Consider the following 17468-nt stretch of genomic DNA (forward strand, 5'->3'; position numbering starts at 1 on the left):
AATTTTTAAAAAGGGGCGCTTAAAGTGGCAGATAAAATAAGAAGAGTTTTTGTTGAGAAAAAGGAAGGTTTTGATGTAAAAGCAGAGGAGCTGCTGCATGACTTTAGAGAAAGTCTCGAGCTGGAAAATTTAGAAGTGTTAAGGCTGCTTAATCGTTATGATATTACTAATATCTCAGAAACTGCTTATAAAGAGGCTTGTGAAACAATTTTAGCAGAGCTTCCAGTTGATATAATTTATCAGGAAGAAATTGAGAAATCAGAAGATGCAGTCATTTTTGCTGTTGAATATCTGCCAGGACAATATGACCAGCGAGCTGATTCGGCTGAACAATGTATCCAGATTTTAAATAATGATGAAAAACCAACGGTTAGGGTGGCCCAGATTTTTATTTTAAAAGGTGATTTGAGTCAAGAAGATATAGAGAGTATTAAAGACTATTATATAAATCCTGTTGATTCTAGAGAAGCAGCTCTCAAGAAACCAGAAAGTTTAGAAATGCAGTATAAAATTCCAGAAAAAGTTAAAACCATATCTGGATTTATTAAAGCAGATGAAAATAAATTAAGATCTTTAATGTCTGAGTTGGGACTGGCTATGAGTATGGCTGATTTAAAACATTGTCAAAAATATTTTAGAGATAAAGAGTTAAGGAATCCAACAATTACAGAAATCCGAGTGCTTGATACTTACTGGTCTGATCACTGTCGGCATACAACCTTTTTAACAAAAATTGAAAATGTTGAAATAGAAGAAAGTAAATTTACTAAAGGAATTAAAAAAGCTTATCAGGATTATTTAAATGGGCGGCAAAATATTTATCAGGATCAAAAAAAGGATATTTGTCTGATGGATATTGCTTTAATGGGAATGAAAGAATTAAGGGCAGAAGGAAAATTAGAAGATTTAGAGATTTCAAATGAAGTTAATGCAGCCAGTATTGAGGTGACAGTTGATGTAGATGGAAGAGATGAAGACTGGCTGATAATGTTTAAAAATGAAACTCACAACCATCCAACAGAAATTGAACCATTTGGTGGAGCAGCAACCTGTCTTGGAGGTGCTATTAGAGACCCTCTTTCCGGTCGTTCTTATGTGTATCAGGCAATGCGGGTCACTGGAGCAGGTGATCCCAGAACTCCAATTGAAGAGACATTAGAAGGCAAATTGCCGCAGAAAAAAATTGTACAGGAGGCATCTGATGGCTACAGTTCTTATGGAAATCAGATTGGGCTAGCAACAGGAATGGTTAATGAAATATATAATGAACGCTATTTGGCTAAGCATATGGAAATTGGCGCTGTTATTGCAGCGGCTCCCAAAGAAAATGTTGTTCGTGGTGAAGCTCTTCCAGGTGATATGGTTATCTTGCTTGGTGGTAAAACAGGTAGAGATGGTTGTGGAGGTGCAACTGGCTCTTCTAAAGTCCATACAGAAGATTCAATAGAAGAAAGTAGTGCAGAAGTACAGAAAGGTAATCCTCCAACAGAAAGAAAAATTCAGCGTCTGTTTAGGAATCCTAAAGTCAGTAAAAAAATTAAGGTTTGTAATGATTTTGGAGCTGGTGGGGTTTCAGTTGCAATTGGGGAGTTAGCAGATGCTCTAGAAATCAACTTAAATGCTGTACCAAAAAAATATGAAGGCTTAGATGGAACTGAGCTTGCAATTTCAGAATCACAAGAGAGAATGGCAGTAGTTATCGAGCCTGCAGATGTCAATGAATTTATTGAACTTGCAGCAGCAGAAAATTTGGAGGCAACTGTGGTTGCAGAAGTTAAAGATCATAACCGTTTAATTATGGATTGGAACGGTAATGACATTGTTAATTTAAGTAGAACATTTTTAGACACGAATGGAGCAACTCAGAAAACAGCTGTTAGAGTTTCAAAGCCAATAGAAGCTGATAATTATTTTAAAAAGGCGGCAAATCATCGTCTGGCTGAAGAAGATAATTTAAAAGAAAAATGGATTAGTAATTTAGCTGATATCAATGTGGCAAGTCAAAAAGGACTAGTTGAAAAATTTGATAGTTCAATTGGAGCTGGCAGTGTAACAATGCCTTTTGGTGGCAAATATCAGCTGACTCCAACTCAAGCAATGACAGCTAAAATCCCTTTAATTGAGGGGGAAACAAATACTGGAACAATTATGAGTCATGGTTATGATTCTAAATTAACAACCTGGAGTCCTTTTCATGGGGCATTATATGCAGTAGTTGAATCAGTTGCTAAAATTGTAGCTTCAGGTGGAGATTATACTAAAATTAGATTTACTTTTCAAGAATATTTTGAGCGGTTAAGAAACGATCCAGAACGCTGGGGTAAACCATTTAGTGCTTTATTGGGAGCCTATAAAGCTCAAAAAGATTTTGAACTTCCAGCTATTGGTGGTAAAGACAGTATGTCAGGAACTTTTAAAGATATAGATGTCCCGCCAACATTAGTTTCTTTTGCAGTAGATACAGTTGATGTCAATAATGTTATCTCACCTGAATTTAAAGAAGTTGGTAGTACCTTAGTTTATTTACCTGTTAAGCGAAATAAGGCTGAACTGCCAGATATATCCGAACTAAAAAATAATTATACCCTGGTCGAAAAATTAATTTCTAAAGGAAAAATAAAATCTGCAGCAGCTATTACTATCGGTGGATTAGCTGAAGCGATTTCTAAAATGAGTTTTGGTAATAAAATTGGAGTAGAAATTACTACTGAATTGAGTGAAGAAACTCTATTTTCACCAGAATATGGAGCTCTAATTTTAGAAGTTTCTACTAATGAAAAAGCAGAAGAATTATTTGTTGATTTAAATTATCAAATTTTAGGAAAGACAGTTAAAGAAAAAGTTATAAGAATAAATAATAAATCAATCTCTTTGGTTGAAGCTTTAAACAGTTGGGAACAGCCCCTGGAGAAAATATATAAAACTCAAGCAGCTGAAGATGAAATTGCTGCTGTTGTTGAGCCAGAAGCAGAAAAAGAACTACTAAATTTTGACCCTTATCAGAATGAACAAATTTTTAATTCTAAAATAAAGCTTGCTAAACCAAAAGTTTTAATTCCTGTATTCCCTGGAACAAACTGTGAATATGATTCAGCCCGTCAGTTTAGAGAGGCTGGAGCTGAGGTTGAAACATTTATCTTTAAAAATTTAGAACCAGAACAAATAGAAAATTCAATTGCAAGAATGGCGGCTTTAATTAGAGAATCCCAGATTGTAATGCTGCCGGGTGGATTTAGTGCCGGAGATGAACCCGATGGGTCAGGTAAATTTATTGCAGCAGTATTTAGAAATCCTGAAATAAAAAAATCTGTAATGGAACTATTAAATAATAGGGATGGCTTAATGCTTGGTATTTGCAATGGATTTCAGGCTTTAGTTAAGCTGGGACTTTTACCTTATGGTGAAATCCGAGAAGTAACTGAGAATTCACCAACCTTAACTTATAATACTATTGGTCGCCATGTTTCTCAGATGGTAAATACTAAAATCACTTCAAACAAGTCACCCTGGCTTGCTAATGTAGAAGTTGGAGAAATTCATTCAATTCCAGTTTCACATGGAGAAGGTCGTTTTGTGGCTGAGAAGTCAATGGTAAGAGAGCTTCAGCAAAATGGACAGCTCGTTACGCAATATGTTGATTTAGAGGGGAAAGCAACAATGGAAATCCCCCATAATCCTAATGGTTCGATCGCTGCTGTAGAAGGAATATGTAGTCCGGATGGTAGAATCTTTGGTAAAATGGGACACTCAGAGCGAATTGGAAATAATGTAGCCAAAAATATTATTGGCGAAAAAGATCAAAAATTATTTAAAGCTGGAGTTGACTATTTCACAAAATAATAACTAGTATAGTCAGTGTATAAAAAGCACTGGCTATTTTTTTAATTTTGAAAAAACTTATTTCATTGTCTTTACTTTAGTCAATCATGTGATATAATTAACATATAATGTGATCTTTAAAACATACTTATGGGGAGTGATTGTAGTGAAAAAGAAAATTTATCTATCTATTTTTTTGGGAGTTCTTTTATTAGTAGTAAGTTCATCAGTTTTTGCAGCACCAATTGTTGATAGGGGATATACTTCTCCGGAAAATTTAATTAGTTCTGAGGAATTAAATACTATAAGAAAAAATGAGGATGTAAAAATAATTGATTTTAGAAGCAATGTTGATTTTCTAAAAGGACATATACCAGGAGCTATTCAAATTGGAAGAGATGAATTTGAAGATACAAATGCTAAATATAATTATATTATGGCATCTCCTGAAAAGATTGAAAATTTATTACAAGAAAAAGGAATAAAAAATGGTGATTTAATTGTTGCATATGATGCATCTAATAATCTTTGGTCATCTCGAGTTTGGTGGATTCTGAAAATGTATGGACATAATAATGTTAAATTATTAGATGGAGCCTTAGGAAAATGGGAAGAATTGGGTTATGAAACTAAAATGGTAGAGTTTCAATCATATGAAGAAAGTAACTATCAAATTGGTCCAATTAATAAAGATATGGTAGCTGATATGGAGGAAGTTGAAAATTCTATTGATCGAGAAAATAGTTTAATTCTTGATACAAGAGGAAGAGGAGAGTATACTGGAGAGGTTGTTTTAGATGGTGCAGGCCAAGGTGGCAGGATACCATCTTCAGTTTGGATAGAGTGGACCGCTGCCTTGAATAAAGATGGAACTTTTAAAAGTGCAGAAGAGCTAAAAGAAATTTATCAACAGAAAGAAGTTACTTCTGAAAAAACTGTATATCCTTACTGTCAGGGTGCAATTAGGTCATGTCATACTACCTTTGTTTTAAAAGCACTTTTAGGTTATCCAGAAGTTAAAAACTATGATGGATCCTGGGTTGAATGGAGTAATGAAAACATGCCAATTGCTGCTGGTGAGAGTAATTAAACAATAAAAATACAAAATTCATATTTCCTTCACAATTGTCCCTTAAGATATAATTAAAGAGAAATACTCAAGATTAAATAAAGGAGTAGTGATATTATGTTTAGATTTGGCCCGATGGGTAGATTTGGCCATATGGGATTCAACCGTTTCTGGGGAGGTGGAGGTTTTATGATGATATTCTGGGTTATTATACTTGCAGCAGTAATTTATTTTATTGTTCAAAAAAGTAATGAGACTAAAAATTACAACCGGGATTATAATCATAATCATTATAAAGATCAGCAAATTAATGATCATCGCAGAGATAGTGCAGAAGAAACTGCTCGTCAGCGATATGCTAAAGGTGAAATTTCTAAAGAAGAATTTGAAGAAATTTTAAATAATCTAAGAAAATAAATTTGTGAATTCAAAAGAGTGGCTTTGATTCTTAAAAGAATTAAAGCTACTTTTTTTAATCTTAAAGTTAGATAAAAATGATAAAAATATAGTCTCAGAAACGAAAGTTGTACATCAGCAAAAAAAAATAGTATAATAAAGTTAAATCTATTAGTGACAATTTTTAGACATGGTGGAGATGAATTTAGAAATTTGCCTAATTAACACTATTTCTGCTATAATAAAATTTGTTGTAAGAAAATTAATATTTTTTGAGGTGAAATTAATGAGAACAGTTGGCACAGAAGTGAGAGGACTTAGAGCTCCAATAGTCAAAGAAGGCGATCAACTGGTGGAAATAGTTGTTGATTCTTTAAAGCAGTCGATTCAAGAGGAAGGTTACGAACTTAGAGATAAAGATGTTTTAGGAATAACCGAATCTTTGGTTGCTAGAGCACAGGGTAATTACATTAATATTGAGGATATTGCAGCTGAAATTAATGAGATTTTCAGTGGAGATTCAATAGGCATTGTTTTTCCAATTTTAAGTAGAAATCGTTTTTCTATGATTTTAAAAGGAATTGCAGCGAGTGGGAAAAAAATATATTTACAGCTGAGTTATCCAAATGATGAAGTTGGGAATCCGCTTTTAGATGCACGAAAAATCTATGATTTGAAAATCGATCCTTATCAGTATGTTATTGAAGAGGAAGAATATTATCAAAAATTTTCAGATTTCAAGCACCCTTTTACAGGGGTTAATTATGTTGATTTATATAAGGAGATTGCTGCAGAAACAGAAATTGAAATAATAGCAGCTAATCAACCTGAGACAATTTTAAATTATACTGACCAAGTAATTGTTGCTGACATCCACACAAAAGAACGGACTAAAGAAATTTTAAAAGAAAATGGAGTAGCAAAAGTTGTCAGCCTTAATGAAATTTGTAATAAAGATCAAGGTAAGGGATATAATCCTGATTATGGACTTTTAGGATCTAATAAGGCATCTGAAAACAGATTGAAACTGTTTCCTAAAGATGGACAGCATTTCGTTGAAGAAGTTCAAAAGGAAATAAGAGAATTTAGCGGCAAAGAAGTTGAAGTAATGATTTATGGTGATGGGGCTTTTAAAGATCCTGTAGCAAAGATTTGGGAGCTTGCTGATCCTGTTGTTTCACCGGCTTATACAAAAGGTTTAGAAGGAACTCCAAATGAGGTTAAATTGAAATATTTAGCTGATAATGAGCTTGAAAAATTAAAAGGTGAAGAATTATTAACTGCTATGAAAGAAGAGATTAGGGAAAAAGAAGCTGATTTAACTGCTAATATTAAAGCTCAGGGTACAACTCCTAGAAGATTAACTGATTTACTGGGAAGTTTATGTGATTTAGTTAGTGGTAGTGGAGATAAAGGAACTCCGATAATTTTAATTCAAGGTTATTTTGATAATCTTGCAGACGAATAAATGTCCATAAAGTCATTAGCCAAAAAAAGGAGAAAAAATTATGAAGGAAAAAATTGCAGTTGTAACTGATAGCACTTCAGATTTGACGAAGAAAGAATTAGAAAAATATAATATAACTTCAATTCCCTTAAAGGTTATATACAGTGATAGTCAGTTCCATGATCGAGTTGATATTACACCAGCAGAAGTTTATGAAAGTTTTGAAAGAGAGATACCGACTACTTCTATGCCTTCTCCTCAGGAAATAATGGATGTTTATAATGAATTAAAAGAAGAGGGCTATACCCACATTATTTCTATCCATATATCGAGTGGTCTTTCTGCAACTTACAGTAATTGTATGATGGTTGCTGATCAAATTGAAGGAATAGAAGTTGAAGTAATTGACTCAAAAATGCTTTCAAAGGGTTTAGGAAGACTTGTACTTTATGCAAATAATTTAATTAAAAATAAAGATCTAAGTTTTAATGAGATCATTGAAAAAGTTGAAGCTCAAAAGGATAAAATTGAAGTTCTATTTGTGGTAGAAACTCTTAAATATCTCAAAAAAGGTGGTAGAATTGGCAAGGTATCTGGAACTATTGCTGAATTTTTAAATATAAAACCGATAATTGCCATTGATGAGGAAGGCGAATATTTTACTTTTGATAAAGTTAGAGGACGTAAAAGATCATTAAAAAAGATGTATTCTATTATTAAAGATAAAGTACAAGATGGTAAAGAGTATGTGGTTGATGTTATGAATGCTGCTGCTGAAGAAGAGGCACATAGTCTTTTAGATAAATTCAAGCAGTTATCTCAGGTAAAAGAAACGTATTTTAGTGAAATTAGTCCAGTTATGGTTGTTCATACTGGTCCTGGATTAATTGGAGTTGTATTAACTGAAATTGAAAAATAAACTTAGGGCTATTTTATAATTTAAAAATTATAATAAATGAGAACAGTCTTATTGAGGCTGTTCTTTTTTTGAATTATACTTGACAAAAAAGCTCAACTTTATTATAATTTTATTATCAATTAAAACATAGTCGAAGGGTGATAAAGATGGATAAAAAGAAAAAGTTTAAGCTAAATTGGTCAAAAAATCAAGTTTTTGATTATAAGTTAGTTAAGGATCCAGAAAACAATATGTCACACATCGAAAAGAGAAGGCAACAAATTGAGCAGGGAGAAGTAGAGTGTGCTGAATGGTGGTTATGTTGGAGAAAATAGACATTTTTATCAAAACAACTATAAATATCAGATTTAAACTTATTCTTGTCTGAAGAGGCCTCTTTTAGTTTGCTGCTGAAAGAGGTTTTTATTTTTTAAAAGCAGGAATTTTAAAAGCTATATCTAATTCAAGTAATAATAACTTAATTAATATAATTTATGGGGGGTTGATTAAATGGATTTTTATTCTGAGTTTAGTAAAAACTATGATAAAATTTTTCCTCTTAATTCTAAAAAACTTAATTTAATTGACAATACATTTAAAGGGCTGAAAGAAAAAAAGGAAGAAATTAAACTTTTAGATGTTGGTTGTGGCACAGGAAGTTATGCTCTGAAATTAGCAGAAAAAGGTTATCAAGTTAAAGCAATTGATCTTGATGCAGAGATGATTTCTTTAGCAGAATCAAAAATGAAGGATGCTCGAGTAGAAGTTGATTTTTATCGACTTGGAATGTTAAATTTGAAGAAAAAATTTAAAAAAGCTAGTTTTGATGGAATTTATATTATTGGCAATGTTTTAGTTCATCTAACAAAAGAAGGGATTAAAGATTTTTTAGATTTGGCAGCAGAAATATTAAAAGAAAAGGGTAAAATATTTATTCAGATAGTTAATTATAATCGAATTCTTGAGTTAGATTTAGATGGATTGCCTACAATTTATAGCAAAGATGACTCAGTGCGCTTTGAGCGCAATTATGAATATAACGAAAAAGAAAATATATTATATTTTAAAACTAGATTAATTGATCATTTTGATGATCAGCTTTTATCAGAGAATAAAATAGAACTGTATCCACTCTGTAAATCTGAGCTTGAAGATTATTTAAAAGAAGCAGGATTTAAAGTTGAAAAGATATATGGAAGTCCGGTTGGTGATCATTATCGGGAATTAAGCTCGATTCCATTGCTTATAACAGCTAAAAAAGCTGAACAAAAATCTGGCTAGAATTGATTTTACTAGACGAGTTTTGTGTTTTTATTTGCAGTAAAAATTAATTATGAAAGGCATGAGAAAAATAGTAAAAATAATTAAAAGTCGGGGTGAAAATTATGAGAAACAATAATTATGACTGGCGTCTTGGTTTTATGGGTTTCTTAGGATTAATGGGCTTTCAGGCTTTTAGTCTTGAACAACCAATTTACTTATTATATTTTTCATTTTTTAGTTTTTTCTCAGCCTTTCGTTATAAATTTCCTAAACTTAAATATTTAGGATTACTTGGATTATTGGGGATTATTCTTTATCTATTTGCTTTAACTGGAATAATTACAGTCTGATGAATGGTAGATATAATTAATAAATGTGGTCAGATATATGCTCACTTTTTGTTTTTTAAGCAGGTAATGAAATAGATTTATTGAATAATTATTACAATGAGAAATTAAATTTTTAATAAGGAGTAGACAGATGATTAACCACATACATATTTTGGGGCCATCAGGTTCTGGCACAACTACAATTGGGAAAAAGCTTAGTGAGGCTTATAATCTGGCTCACTTTGATGCAGATAATTATTTTTGGAAACCGACAGATCCACCATATCAGCATTTGCGTTCTATTGAAGAAAGACGGAGACTGTTAAAAAAAGATTTGGAAGATGAATCAGGTTGGGTAATTAGCGGTTCTTTTTGCGGCTGGGGAGATATTTTTATGGATCAATTTGATCTTGTTATTTATCTCTGGACACCAATAAATGTCAGGCTGCAGCGATTGAAAAGTAGAGAACAAAAACGGTTTGGTAGTGCAGTGCTTCCGGGTGGAAAAATGTTTGAAAGACATCAAAAGTTTTTGGATTCAGCTGCTAGATATGACTATGATCAGACAGAAATCAGAAATAAGAGAACTCACGAAGAGTGGATGCAAAAATTGGCATGTCCGATTTTGAAAATTGAAGGAGAAAAGTCTGTAGCAGAAATAATGAAGATAATCAAAGAGAAAATTTCAGAACTGGAGAATTAATTAACTTTATATTTATTTAAAAAATAAATAACTGCAAGAGAAGTGAAATTAAATATGGATATCACAGATGGAGGGATAAAATGGGCGATATTTTAGTTTTGAAAAATGATATATTTGATCTACCTCAGGCAGCTGAAGCAGAAATTAGAGAAATTGCTCCCGAGTTAAATTTAGAAGTTTTAGACTCAAAAACGGATTATTTTCAGGCCTTAAAAGATAGTGAAATAGTCTTTGGCTGGCCTAAAACTGAGCTGATAAAAGAAGCTGAGAATCTAAAATGGCTGCATCTTCCGAGTGCAGGAGTTGATCGCTATGCAAATAAAGAAATTTACCAAAATAAAGATATTATACTGACAAATTCCAGTGGGGTTTATGGTAAGCCTATTGCAGAACATGTATTTGCAATGATCATGGCCCACAATAGAAATTTGATTGATTATGCTTATAATAAAAAGGAAAAGAAATGGCAGCGGGAGAATAAAATTAAAGATTTTTTTGATTCTACAGTTGGAATCTTAGGATTTGGTGATATCGGAAGTACTATTGCCAGAAGAGCAAAAGCCTGGGGGGCCAAGGTATTGGCGTTAAAAAGAACAATGACTGAGAGTCCTGATTATGTTGATCATATTTATTTAAATAAGGATTTAGATAAATTGCTTAAAAGATCTGATTATTTAATTTTAACTTTACCCGGGACACCGGAAACAGAAAATATGATCACGGAGCGGGAACTAAAGATAATGAAGGATTCGGCTTTTATAGTTAACATTGGGCGCGGTTCTTTAATTAAACAGGCTGATTTAGTAAAAGCTTTAACAGAAAATTGGATTGCAGGAGCTGGTCTTGATGTTACTGATCCGGAACCACTTCCGGAAGAAAGCAAACTCTGGGAGTTAGAAAATGTAATATTAACTCCTCATACTGCTGGTTTTTCTCCGACTAATGATCAGCGAAGATTTGAAATTTTTAGAGATAACTTAAAACATTATTTGAATAATGAAGCTTTATTAAACCAGGTTGATTTTAAATTAAAATATTGAATTATTTTTAGCTGTTCTTAACTGAGCAGCTTTTTTTAAATTGAAACTAAAATATCTGTAATTTGGTCAGAAAAATAAAGGTTAATAATAATTGTTAGCGAAGTAATAAAATATAAACTTAAGTCATGATTTGTGCAGTAAATATACAATGATTATTATAATAAGAAAATAAAAATCAGAAGAACATAATAGGAGTTATAAAATGAGTAAAGAAATTTTTGCTAATAAAAAAATCAGAAAATTTAAAATAAATAAATTTATTGAAACTGAGGAGATAATAATTAATGAGAGTCCGCTTACACTTTTTATAAATGGTTATCAATTTTTAACTCTAATGATTTTAAAGGAAAATTTAGAAGAGTTAATAGTTGGATTTCTAGCAGCTGAGGGTATAATAAAAAATAAACAGGATATTAAAAATATTGATCTAAAACACGAAAAAACAGTGGCAATGGTAGAAATAAAAAAAGATTTTTCACCAAATGATTATAAAAAAAGAACTCTGACTTCAGGGTGTGGTGGTGGCTCAACTTTTATTAATCTTGAAGATTGTGCAAGGACTCAAGAAATTAAAAGTAAGCAGAAGTATCAAGCAGAGTTATTTACTTCTTTGATGTTTGAACTACAGCAAAACTCTAAATATTTTCAGCAAACCGGAGGTACACATACGGCAGCTTTAGCTTCATCAGATAAAATAATTTATCAGCTAGAAGACATCGGACGTCATAACGCTTTAGATAAAATTATTGGTAAAGCCTTGATGGAAAATGTTGATTTGAAAGATAAAATAGTACTGACAAGCGGTAGAATTTCTTCTGAGATGATAATTAAAGTTCTCAAACAAGGAATTCCTTTTTTGTTATCTCGCTCTGCTCCAACAGATGTGGCTGTTAAGATTGCAAGGGATAGAAATATGACATTAATTGCCTTTTGTAGAGGACAACGTTTTAATATTTATAGCGGAGAAAGAAGGGTAATCCTGAACTAATTATTTATCATTACACTTTTTGTTCAAAAATAGAAAAACTGAAAGGAGATTGCTGATGAGTGGAAAAAAAAGAGTTTTAATTGCTAAACTTGGGCTAGATGGACATGATCGTGGGGCAAAGATTGTAGCTCGAGCTTTAAAAGAAGCTGGGATGGAGGTTATTTATACCGGACTGCGCAATACAGCTGAAGAAGTAGTGAGAACTGCTTTACAGGAAGATGTTGATATTATTGGGGTCAGTATTCTTTCTGGAGCTCATAAAATACTTGTTCAAAAATTATTTAAAATTATGGAAGCCGAAAATATTAACGATACATTGGTTATTGTTGGGGGAATAATTCCCAAAGATGATTATAAATATCTGAAAGAGCTAGGCGTTAATAAAATATTTGGTAGTGGAACTTCAATTAAAGAAATACTTAATTATTTAAATGATTAACTTAATTTGATAAGTTAAACTAGTAAAATGAAGGGGTGGGAAGGCTTGTCTAGGAAAAAAGATAAATTATTTTCTCAAAATCTTAAAGAATTTATAAATGCAATTAGAGCTGGTAAAGAAAAAGAGACAGCAAGATCCATTTCGCTTTTAGAAAATAAAGATCCTTTGAGTATCGAAATTATGAAGCAGTTTTATCAAAGTTATAATAAGCCATATATAATTGGGATTACAGGTCCTGCTGGTTCAGGTAAAAGCTCTCTGCTTAATCTAATGCTAAAAGAATTATCTGAAAAAACAGAAGAAAAAATTGCAGTAATTGCAGTAGATCCCACCAGCCAGAAGAGTGGAGGGGCCTTTTTAGGGGACAGAATTAGAATGAGAAAGTTAATAAATAATCAGAATATTTTTATCCGCAGTATGGCTAGCCGAGTAAGTTTTGGTGGTGTTAATACTGCTGTTTATGATACAGCAGTAATTTTAGCAGCTGCTGGCTATCAAAAAATTATTATAGAAACAGTTGGAGTTGGACAGACAGAAATTGATATAGTTAGTTTAGCTGATACAACTTTAGTTGTTACAGTACCAGAAGTTGGAGATGATATTCAAATTTTTAAATCAGAATTAATGGAAGTTGGGGATATATTTATTCTTAATAAATCTGATTTACCTCAGGCAGCCAGAATGGAAGTTTTGATAAAATCCCTATTTTCTTTAAAAAAGGAAGATGATTCAAATATAGCTAAAAATAAAAAATCAGAAAACGAATGGCAGAATGTATTATTAAAAACTTCAGCTTTAAATAATCAGGGTATAGATATTTTAGTTAAAGAAATAGAAAATCATTATAATTATTTAAAACGAAATGATATTTTAGAGAATAATAAAAAAGATCAGTTAAAAAAACATTTATTTAATTTACTGCAGTTGAAAATTACAGCAAAATTATTATCTAAATTCAATCAAAAGCAAAACTTAGAGAAAAAATTAGCAAGAATTTTACGAGGAGAAACTACGCCATATCAGGTAGTTGAGCAATTTATTGATAATAATTTAAAAATCTGAGTTGACTTGTGGTCAGTTTTTTGCTATCCTTAATGGTGTCGATTAAATAAAGGAGGTAAATTTGAATCTCAAAAATATAGAACATATAGGTATTGCTGTTCAGAATCTGGAAGAATCACTCAAATTTTATCAAGACATTTTAGGTTTAGAATTTCTCAAACAGGAAACAGTTGAGTCACAGGGAGTAAAGATTGCTTTTTTAAAAGTTGGAGAAAGTAAAATTGAACTACTTGAGCCTTTAAATGAGAAGAGTACTATTGCCAGATTTATCAATAAGAATGGTCAAGGGATTCATCACTTTGCAATTTTAGTCGACAGCATTGAAGATAAGATTAAAGCAATGCAGGCTCAAGGAGCCAGATTGATTGGAGATAAGGTGACGGTGGGTGCAGATAATATGAAGATTATTTTTATTCATCCCAAAACTACAAATGGAGTCTTATTAGAATTATGTGAACCACTTGCTAAGGAGGAAAAATAATGTCAGTAGAAGATAGGGAACAGTCATTAAAAAATAAAAAAGAGACGATTCGTCAGGGTGGCGGTCAGGCAAGAATTGAAAAACAACATAAAAAGAATAAAAAAACTGCCAGAGAAAGAATAGAATACTTATTAGATGATGGTACTTTTAATGAATTGAATATGTTTGTAGAAAATCGCAGCACTTCTTTAGGAATGGATGAAAAAGAAGTTCCGGGAGAAGGAGTTGTAGTTGGTTATGGTACAATTGAGGGACGTTTAGTTTATGTCTATGCTCAGGACTTTACAGTGATGGGCGGTTCAGTTGGTGAAGCACATGCCAATAAAATTTCTGAAGTAATGGATTTAGCGGTTAAAAATGGTGCACCAGTAATTGGACTTAATGATTCCGGTGGAGCCAGAATTAACGAGGGTATAGATTCTCTTAATGGTTATGGAGAAATTTTCTATCGCAACACAAAAGCATCAGGTGTAGTACCACAGATTACAGCAATTTTAGGTCCATGTGCCGGGGGAGCCGTTTATTCTCCAGCAATTACAGATTTTATTTTTATGGTTGATCAGACATCCAAGATGTTTATTACTGGTCCTAGTGTAATTAAATCTGTTACAGGTGAGGAAGTCTCAGCTGAAGAATTAGGTGGAGCTCAAACCCACAATCAGGTTAGTGGTGTTGCTCACTTTATGGAAGCTAGTGAAGAAGCTGCTCTGGATAATATTAGAAGATTATTATCTTACATACCTGATAATTATAAAGAGGAGCCAGAAATGCTTGAAGCTCAGGATGACCCTGGCCGCAGTACTGAAGAACTTAAAGAAATTGTTAATGAAAATCCTCAAAAAGCTTATGATGTTAGAGATGTAATTGATATTCTTGCAGATAAAGATAGTTTTATGGAAGTGCAGCCTTATTTTGCTCAAAATGCAGTAGTTGGTTTTGCCAGATTAAATGGCCGCAGTGTAGGAATTATTGCAAATCAGCCTCAGCATTTAGCGGGTTGTTTAAATATAGATGCGTCCACTAAAATTGCACGTTTTATTCGTTTTTTAGATAGCTTTAATATTCCTATTATTTCTTTAGTTGATGTTCCAGGTTATATGCCGGGTACAGAACAGGAATATGGGGGAGTAATTCGTCATGGTGCAAAAGTTCTTTATGCTTACTCAGAAGCAACTGTACCTAAAATAACTCTTATTATGCGTAAGGCTTATGGTGGAGCATATATTGCAATGGGAAGTCGTTCAGTTAGAGCAGATTTAGTTTATGCTTGGCCAATAGCGGAAATTGCAGTTATGGGCCCTGAAGGTGCTGCAAATGTAATTTACAGAAAAGAAATAAAAGCAGCTGATGATCCAGATAAACTGCGTCAGGATAAAATTGATGAATATAAAGATAACTTTGCTAATCCTTATATTGCAGCTAAAAGAGGAATGGTCAATGATGTAATTAAGATGAAAGAAACCAGGGCTAAACTAATTAATGGTTTAGAGATGATGAGTAATAAACGTGAAGATGGACAGGATAAAAAACACGGTAATATTCCTTTATAAAAATAGTAAGAAGTAGGTGAAAGCATGAATAATTATGTTCTTGGTCTGGAGTTATTAGTAATTGGAATGGGAACAGTTTTTCTTTCCCTTTATCTACTCTCGGTTTTCCTTCATTTTAGCGGGAAACTATTTGGACCGGATAGTGAAGATAAAAAGAAAAATAAAAAGGCAGTTGAGATCTCAAAAACTGCAGCAGAAAATGAGGCAGAACAACTAATTGAATCAGAACAGGGGATTTCTACTAAAAAGGCCGCAGCAATTACTGCCGCTGTATATGAAATGTTAAGTGATCATAAAAGTTATAGGATAATATCTATTCAAAAAAGTAATCAAAACTGGAAAAGATAGGAGCTGAATATAGAATGAAAAAATTTAGAGTTGAGGTAGATGGTGAAGAATTTATTGTAAATATTGAGGAAATAGGAAGCGAAGGTAGTGGTGCAAAATCAGCAAGCAATACAAGTAATGCAGGCAGCAGAAACGCTGCAGCTGCAAAAAAGACAGCACCAAAAAAAGCTGCTCCCAAACCTAAAAGAAAGCCTCAAAAAGAAATGTCAGCACCAGCTGATGTTGGTGAAGGAGATGTTTTAGCACCAATGCCGGGAAGTATATTAGAAATTGATGTTAAAAAAGGTGATACTGTCAGTAAAGGTGATATATTAGTTGTATTAGAAGCAATGAAGATGGAAAATGAAATTACTGCAGCTCAATCAGGTACTGTTAAAGATATTAAAGTAAGAGTCGGAGACAGTGTTGATGCAGAAGATATACTGCTGGTAATTGAGTAGGGGGTTAAATCATGTTAGATAAGATTTCACTATTTGTCCAGTCAACAGGTTATTTAAATCTGGGCTTAGGACAATTTATAATGATTATCATTGCCTCTATACTTTTATATTTGGCAGTGGTTAAAGAATATGAGCCACTACTATTAGTACCAATCAGTTTTGGAATGCTTTTAGTTAATCTTCCTTTGGGAGGATTAATGGCAGCAGGAAAAGATGGTCAAGTTGGAGGTTTATTATATTACCTTTATCAAGGTGTAAAATTGGGGATTTATCCTCCAATTATCTTTATGGGTGTTGGAGCCTGGACTGATTTTGGTCCAATGATAGCTCAGCCGAAAACAGCTCTATTGGGGGCAGCAGCACAGTTTGGTATATTTGCTACTATTTTTGGAGCAATTGCCCTTGGTTTTTCACCTGCAGAAGCAGGAGCAGTGGGAATCATTGGTGGAGCAGATGGCCCAACAGCAATCTTTGCTGCCAGTCAGTTAGCACCACATTTGCTGGGACCAATTGCTGTAGCAGCTTATTCTTATATGGCTCTAGTACCGATTATTCAGCCGCCCATTATGAAAGCATTAACCACTAAAGAAGAGCGTCAGGTAAAAATGGAGCAGTTAAGGCATGTAACAAAAAAAGAAAAGATTATTTTCCCAATTGCTGTAACTTTGCTTGGAGGTTTACTAGTTCCTACTGCTTTACCTCTTTTAGGAAGCTTAATGTTTGGTAATTTAATGCGTGAGGTAGGGGTAGTTGATCGTTTACTTAAAACAACTCAAAATGCTTTAATGAACATAGTTACCCTATTTTTAGGATTAACTGTTGGCGCAACAGCCAGTGCTGAAGCATTTTTAAATGCTCAGACTCTTGGTATTTTAGTTTTAGGATTAGTTGCTTTTAGTTTTGGTACGGCAACAGGAGTACTGCTTGGAAAATTAATGCATCGTTTAAGTGGCGGCAAAATTAATCCACTGATTGGAGCAGCAGGAGTTTCTGCAGTTCCAATGGCAGCCAGAGTTGTACAGAAAGTTGGTCAGGAAGAAAACCCTTCTAATCACCTTTTAATGCATGCTATGGGGCCAAATTTTGCTGGTGTTATTGGATCTGCAATTGCAGCAGGTACCTTACTTTCAATTCTTGGTTAAAAATTAATTATAGTTAAATTATAAAAAATATATAAAGCATAAGATTAGGCCAGC

Annotated in this window: 18 protein-coding genes; all 18 read left to right on the top strand. The window is 32.9% G+C overall.

The features are described 5' to 3' along the window. Positions 1–24 precede the first annotated feature (24 nt). Positions 25–3840: a phosphoribosylformylglycinamidine synthase gene (locus HSACCH_RS09755; protein ID WP_005489521.1), complete on the top strand. Its 3816-nt coding sequence runs from the start codon at positions 25–27 to the stop codon at positions 3838–3840. Positions 3841–3985: 145 nt separating this feature from the next. Beyond that, positions 3986–4909, top strand: a complete 924-nt coding sequence (locus HSACCH_RS09760; RefSeq protein WP_005489522.1) for a sulfurtransferase — start codon at positions 3986–3988, stop codon at positions 4907–4909. Positions 4910–5005: 96 nt separating this feature from the next. Beyond that, positions 5006–5305: an SHOCT domain-containing protein gene (locus HSACCH_RS09765; RefSeq protein WP_005489524.1), complete on the top strand. Its 300-nt coding sequence runs from the start codon at positions 5006–5008 to the stop codon at positions 5303–5305. 265 nt (positions 5306–5570) lie between these two features. After that, on the top strand, positions 5571–6752 hold the full coding sequence (locus tag HSACCH_RS09770; RefSeq protein WP_005489525.1) for a coenzyme F420-0:L-glutamate ligase: 1182 nt from the start codon (positions 5571–5573) through the stop codon (positions 6750–6752). 40 nt (positions 6753–6792) lie between these two features. Next, on the top strand, positions 6793–7650 hold the full coding sequence (locus HSACCH_RS09775) for a DegV family protein (protein ID WP_005489526.1): 858 nt from the start codon (positions 6793–6795) through the stop codon (positions 7648–7650). A 146-nt stretch (positions 7651–7796) separates the two neighbouring features. Further along, positions 7797–7964 (top strand): hypothetical protein, encoded by a 168-nt coding sequence (locus tag HSACCH_RS13945; RefSeq protein WP_005489527.1) that lies wholly within the window; start codon positions 7797–7799, stop codon positions 7962–7964. A gap of 175 nt (positions 7965–8139) precedes the next feature. Next, on the top strand, positions 8140–8910 hold the full coding sequence (locus HSACCH_RS09780; RefSeq protein WP_005489529.1) for a class I SAM-dependent methyltransferase: 771 nt from the start codon (positions 8140–8142) through the stop codon (positions 8908–8910). 104 nt (positions 8911–9014) lie between these two features. Then, complete coding sequence (locus HSACCH_RS09785) at positions 9015–9242, top strand: DUF3796 domain-containing protein (protein ID WP_005489531.1); 228 nt, start codon at positions 9015–9017, stop codon at positions 9240–9242. 130 nt (positions 9243–9372) lie between these two features. Further along, positions 9373–9924, top strand: a complete 552-nt coding sequence (locus HSACCH_RS09790; RefSeq protein WP_005489533.1) for an AAA family ATPase — start codon at positions 9373–9375, stop codon at positions 9922–9924. 80 nt (positions 9925–10004) lie between these two features. Beyond that, positions 10005–10964: a D-2-hydroxyacid dehydrogenase gene (locus tag HSACCH_RS09795; protein ID WP_005489535.1), complete on the top strand. Its 960-nt coding sequence runs from the start codon at positions 10005–10007 to the stop codon at positions 10962–10964. A gap of 202 nt (positions 10965–11166) precedes the next feature. After that, on the top strand, positions 11167–11952 hold the full coding sequence (gene fdhD, locus HSACCH_RS09800; protein WP_005489536.1) for a formate dehydrogenase accessory sulfurtransferase FdhD: 786 nt from the start codon (positions 11167–11169) through the stop codon (positions 11950–11952). A 55-nt stretch (positions 11953–12007) separates the two neighbouring features. Continuing rightward, the gene (locus tag HSACCH_RS09805) at positions 12008–12391 is read left to right on the top strand and encodes a cobalamin B12-binding domain-containing protein (RefSeq protein ID WP_005489538.1); all 384 of its coding nucleotides are present in this window, start codon (positions 12008–12010) and stop codon (positions 12389–12391) included. Between the two features lie 45 nt (positions 12392–12436). Next, complete coding sequence (gene meaB / locus HSACCH_RS09810) at positions 12437–13453, top strand: methylmalonyl Co-A mutase-associated GTPase MeaB (RefSeq protein ID WP_005489539.1); 1017 nt, start codon at positions 12437–12439, stop codon at positions 13451–13453. A 61-nt stretch (positions 13454–13514) separates the two neighbouring features. Next, positions 13515–13934: a methylmalonyl-CoA epimerase gene (gene mce / locus HSACCH_RS09815; protein ID WP_005489542.1), complete on the top strand. Its 420-nt coding sequence runs from the start codon at positions 13515–13517 to the stop codon at positions 13932–13934. Then, complete coding sequence (locus HSACCH_RS09820) at positions 13934–15484, top strand: acyl-CoA carboxylase subunit beta (RefSeq protein WP_005489544.1); 1551 nt, start codon at positions 13934–13936, stop codon at positions 15482–15484. The genes mce and HSACCH_RS09820 overlap by 1 nt, the downstream gene beginning before the upstream one ends. Before the next feature lie 24 nt (positions 15485–15508). Beyond that, complete coding sequence (locus HSACCH_RS09825) at positions 15509–15832, top strand: OadG family protein (RefSeq protein ID WP_005489546.1); 324 nt, start codon at positions 15509–15511, stop codon at positions 15830–15832. Between the two features lie 14 nt (positions 15833–15846). Next, on the top strand, positions 15847–16272 hold the full coding sequence (locus tag HSACCH_RS09830) for a biotin/lipoyl-containing protein (protein ID WP_005489548.1): 426 nt from the start codon (positions 15847–15849) through the stop codon (positions 16270–16272). Between the two features lie 11 nt (positions 16273–16283). Then, on the top strand, positions 16284–17414 hold the full coding sequence (locus tag HSACCH_RS09835; protein ID WP_005489550.1) for a sodium ion-translocating decarboxylase subunit beta: 1131 nt from the start codon (positions 16284–16286) through the stop codon (positions 17412–17414). The last annotated feature ends 54 nt before the right edge of the window (positions 17415–17468 follow it).

The sequence above is a fragment of the Halanaerobium saccharolyticum subsp. saccharolyticum DSM 6643 genome (assembly GCF_000350165.1).
Classification (GTDB): domain Bacteria; phylum Bacillota; class Halanaerobiia; order Halanaerobiales; family Halanaerobiaceae; genus Halanaerobium; species Halanaerobium saccharolyticum.

What these genes read in the sequence shown, in the direction of transcription:
- HSACCH_RS09775 (WP_005489526.1), top strand. Translation starts at nt 6,793, where the DNA reads ATGAAGGAAAAAATTGCAGTTGTAACTGATAGCACTTCAGATTTGACG.
- HSACCH_RS09830 (WP_005489548.1), top strand. Translation starts at nt 15,847, where the DNA reads ATGAAAAAATTTAGAGTTGAGGTAGATGGTGAAGAATTTATTGTAAAT.
- HSACCH_RS09820 (WP_005489544.1), top strand. Translation starts at nt 13,934, where the DNA reads ATGTCAGTAGAAGATAGGGAACAGTCATTAAAAAATAAAAAAGAGACG.
- HSACCH_RS13945 (WP_005489527.1), top strand. Translation starts at nt 7,797, where the DNA reads ATGGATAAAAAGAAAAAGTTTAAGCTAAATTGGTCAAAAAATCAAGTT.
- HSACCH_RS09795 (WP_005489535.1), top strand. Translation starts at nt 10,005, where the DNA reads ATGGGCGATATTTTAGTTTTGAAAAATGATATATTTGATCTACCTCAG.
- HSACCH_RS09780 (WP_005489529.1), top strand. Translation starts at nt 8,140, where the DNA reads ATGGATTTTTATTCTGAGTTTAGTAAAAACTATGATAAAATTTTTCCT.
- HSACCH_RS09835 (WP_005489550.1), top strand. Translation starts at nt 16,284, where the DNA reads ATGTTAGATAAGATTTCACTATTTGTCCAGTCAACAGGTTATTTAAAT.
- HSACCH_RS09765 (WP_005489524.1), top strand. Translation starts at nt 5,006, where the DNA reads ATGTTTAGATTTGGCCCGATGGGTAGATTTGGCCATATGGGATTCAAC.
- HSACCH_RS09825 (WP_005489546.1), top strand. Translation starts at nt 15,509, where the DNA reads ATGAATAATTATGTTCTTGGTCTGGAGTTATTAGTAATTGGAATGGGA.
- HSACCH_RS09770 (WP_005489525.1), top strand. Translation starts at nt 5,571, where the DNA reads ATGAGAACAGTTGGCACAGAAGTGAGAGGACTTAGAGCTCCAATAGTC.
- HSACCH_RS09785 (WP_005489531.1), top strand. Translation starts at nt 9,015, where the DNA reads ATGAGAAACAATAATTATGACTGGCGTCTTGGTTTTATGGGTTTCTTA.
- HSACCH_RS09790 (WP_005489533.1), top strand. Translation starts at nt 9,373, where the DNA reads ATGATTAACCACATACATATTTTGGGGCCATCAGGTTCTGGCACAACT.
- fdhD (WP_005489536.1), top strand. Translation starts at nt 11,167, where the DNA reads ATGAGTAAAGAAATTTTTGCTAATAAAAAAATCAGAAAATTTAAAATA.
- HSACCH_RS09805 (WP_005489538.1), top strand. Translation starts at nt 12,008, where the DNA reads ATGAGTGGAAAAAAAAGAGTTTTAATTGCTAAACTTGGGCTAGATGGA.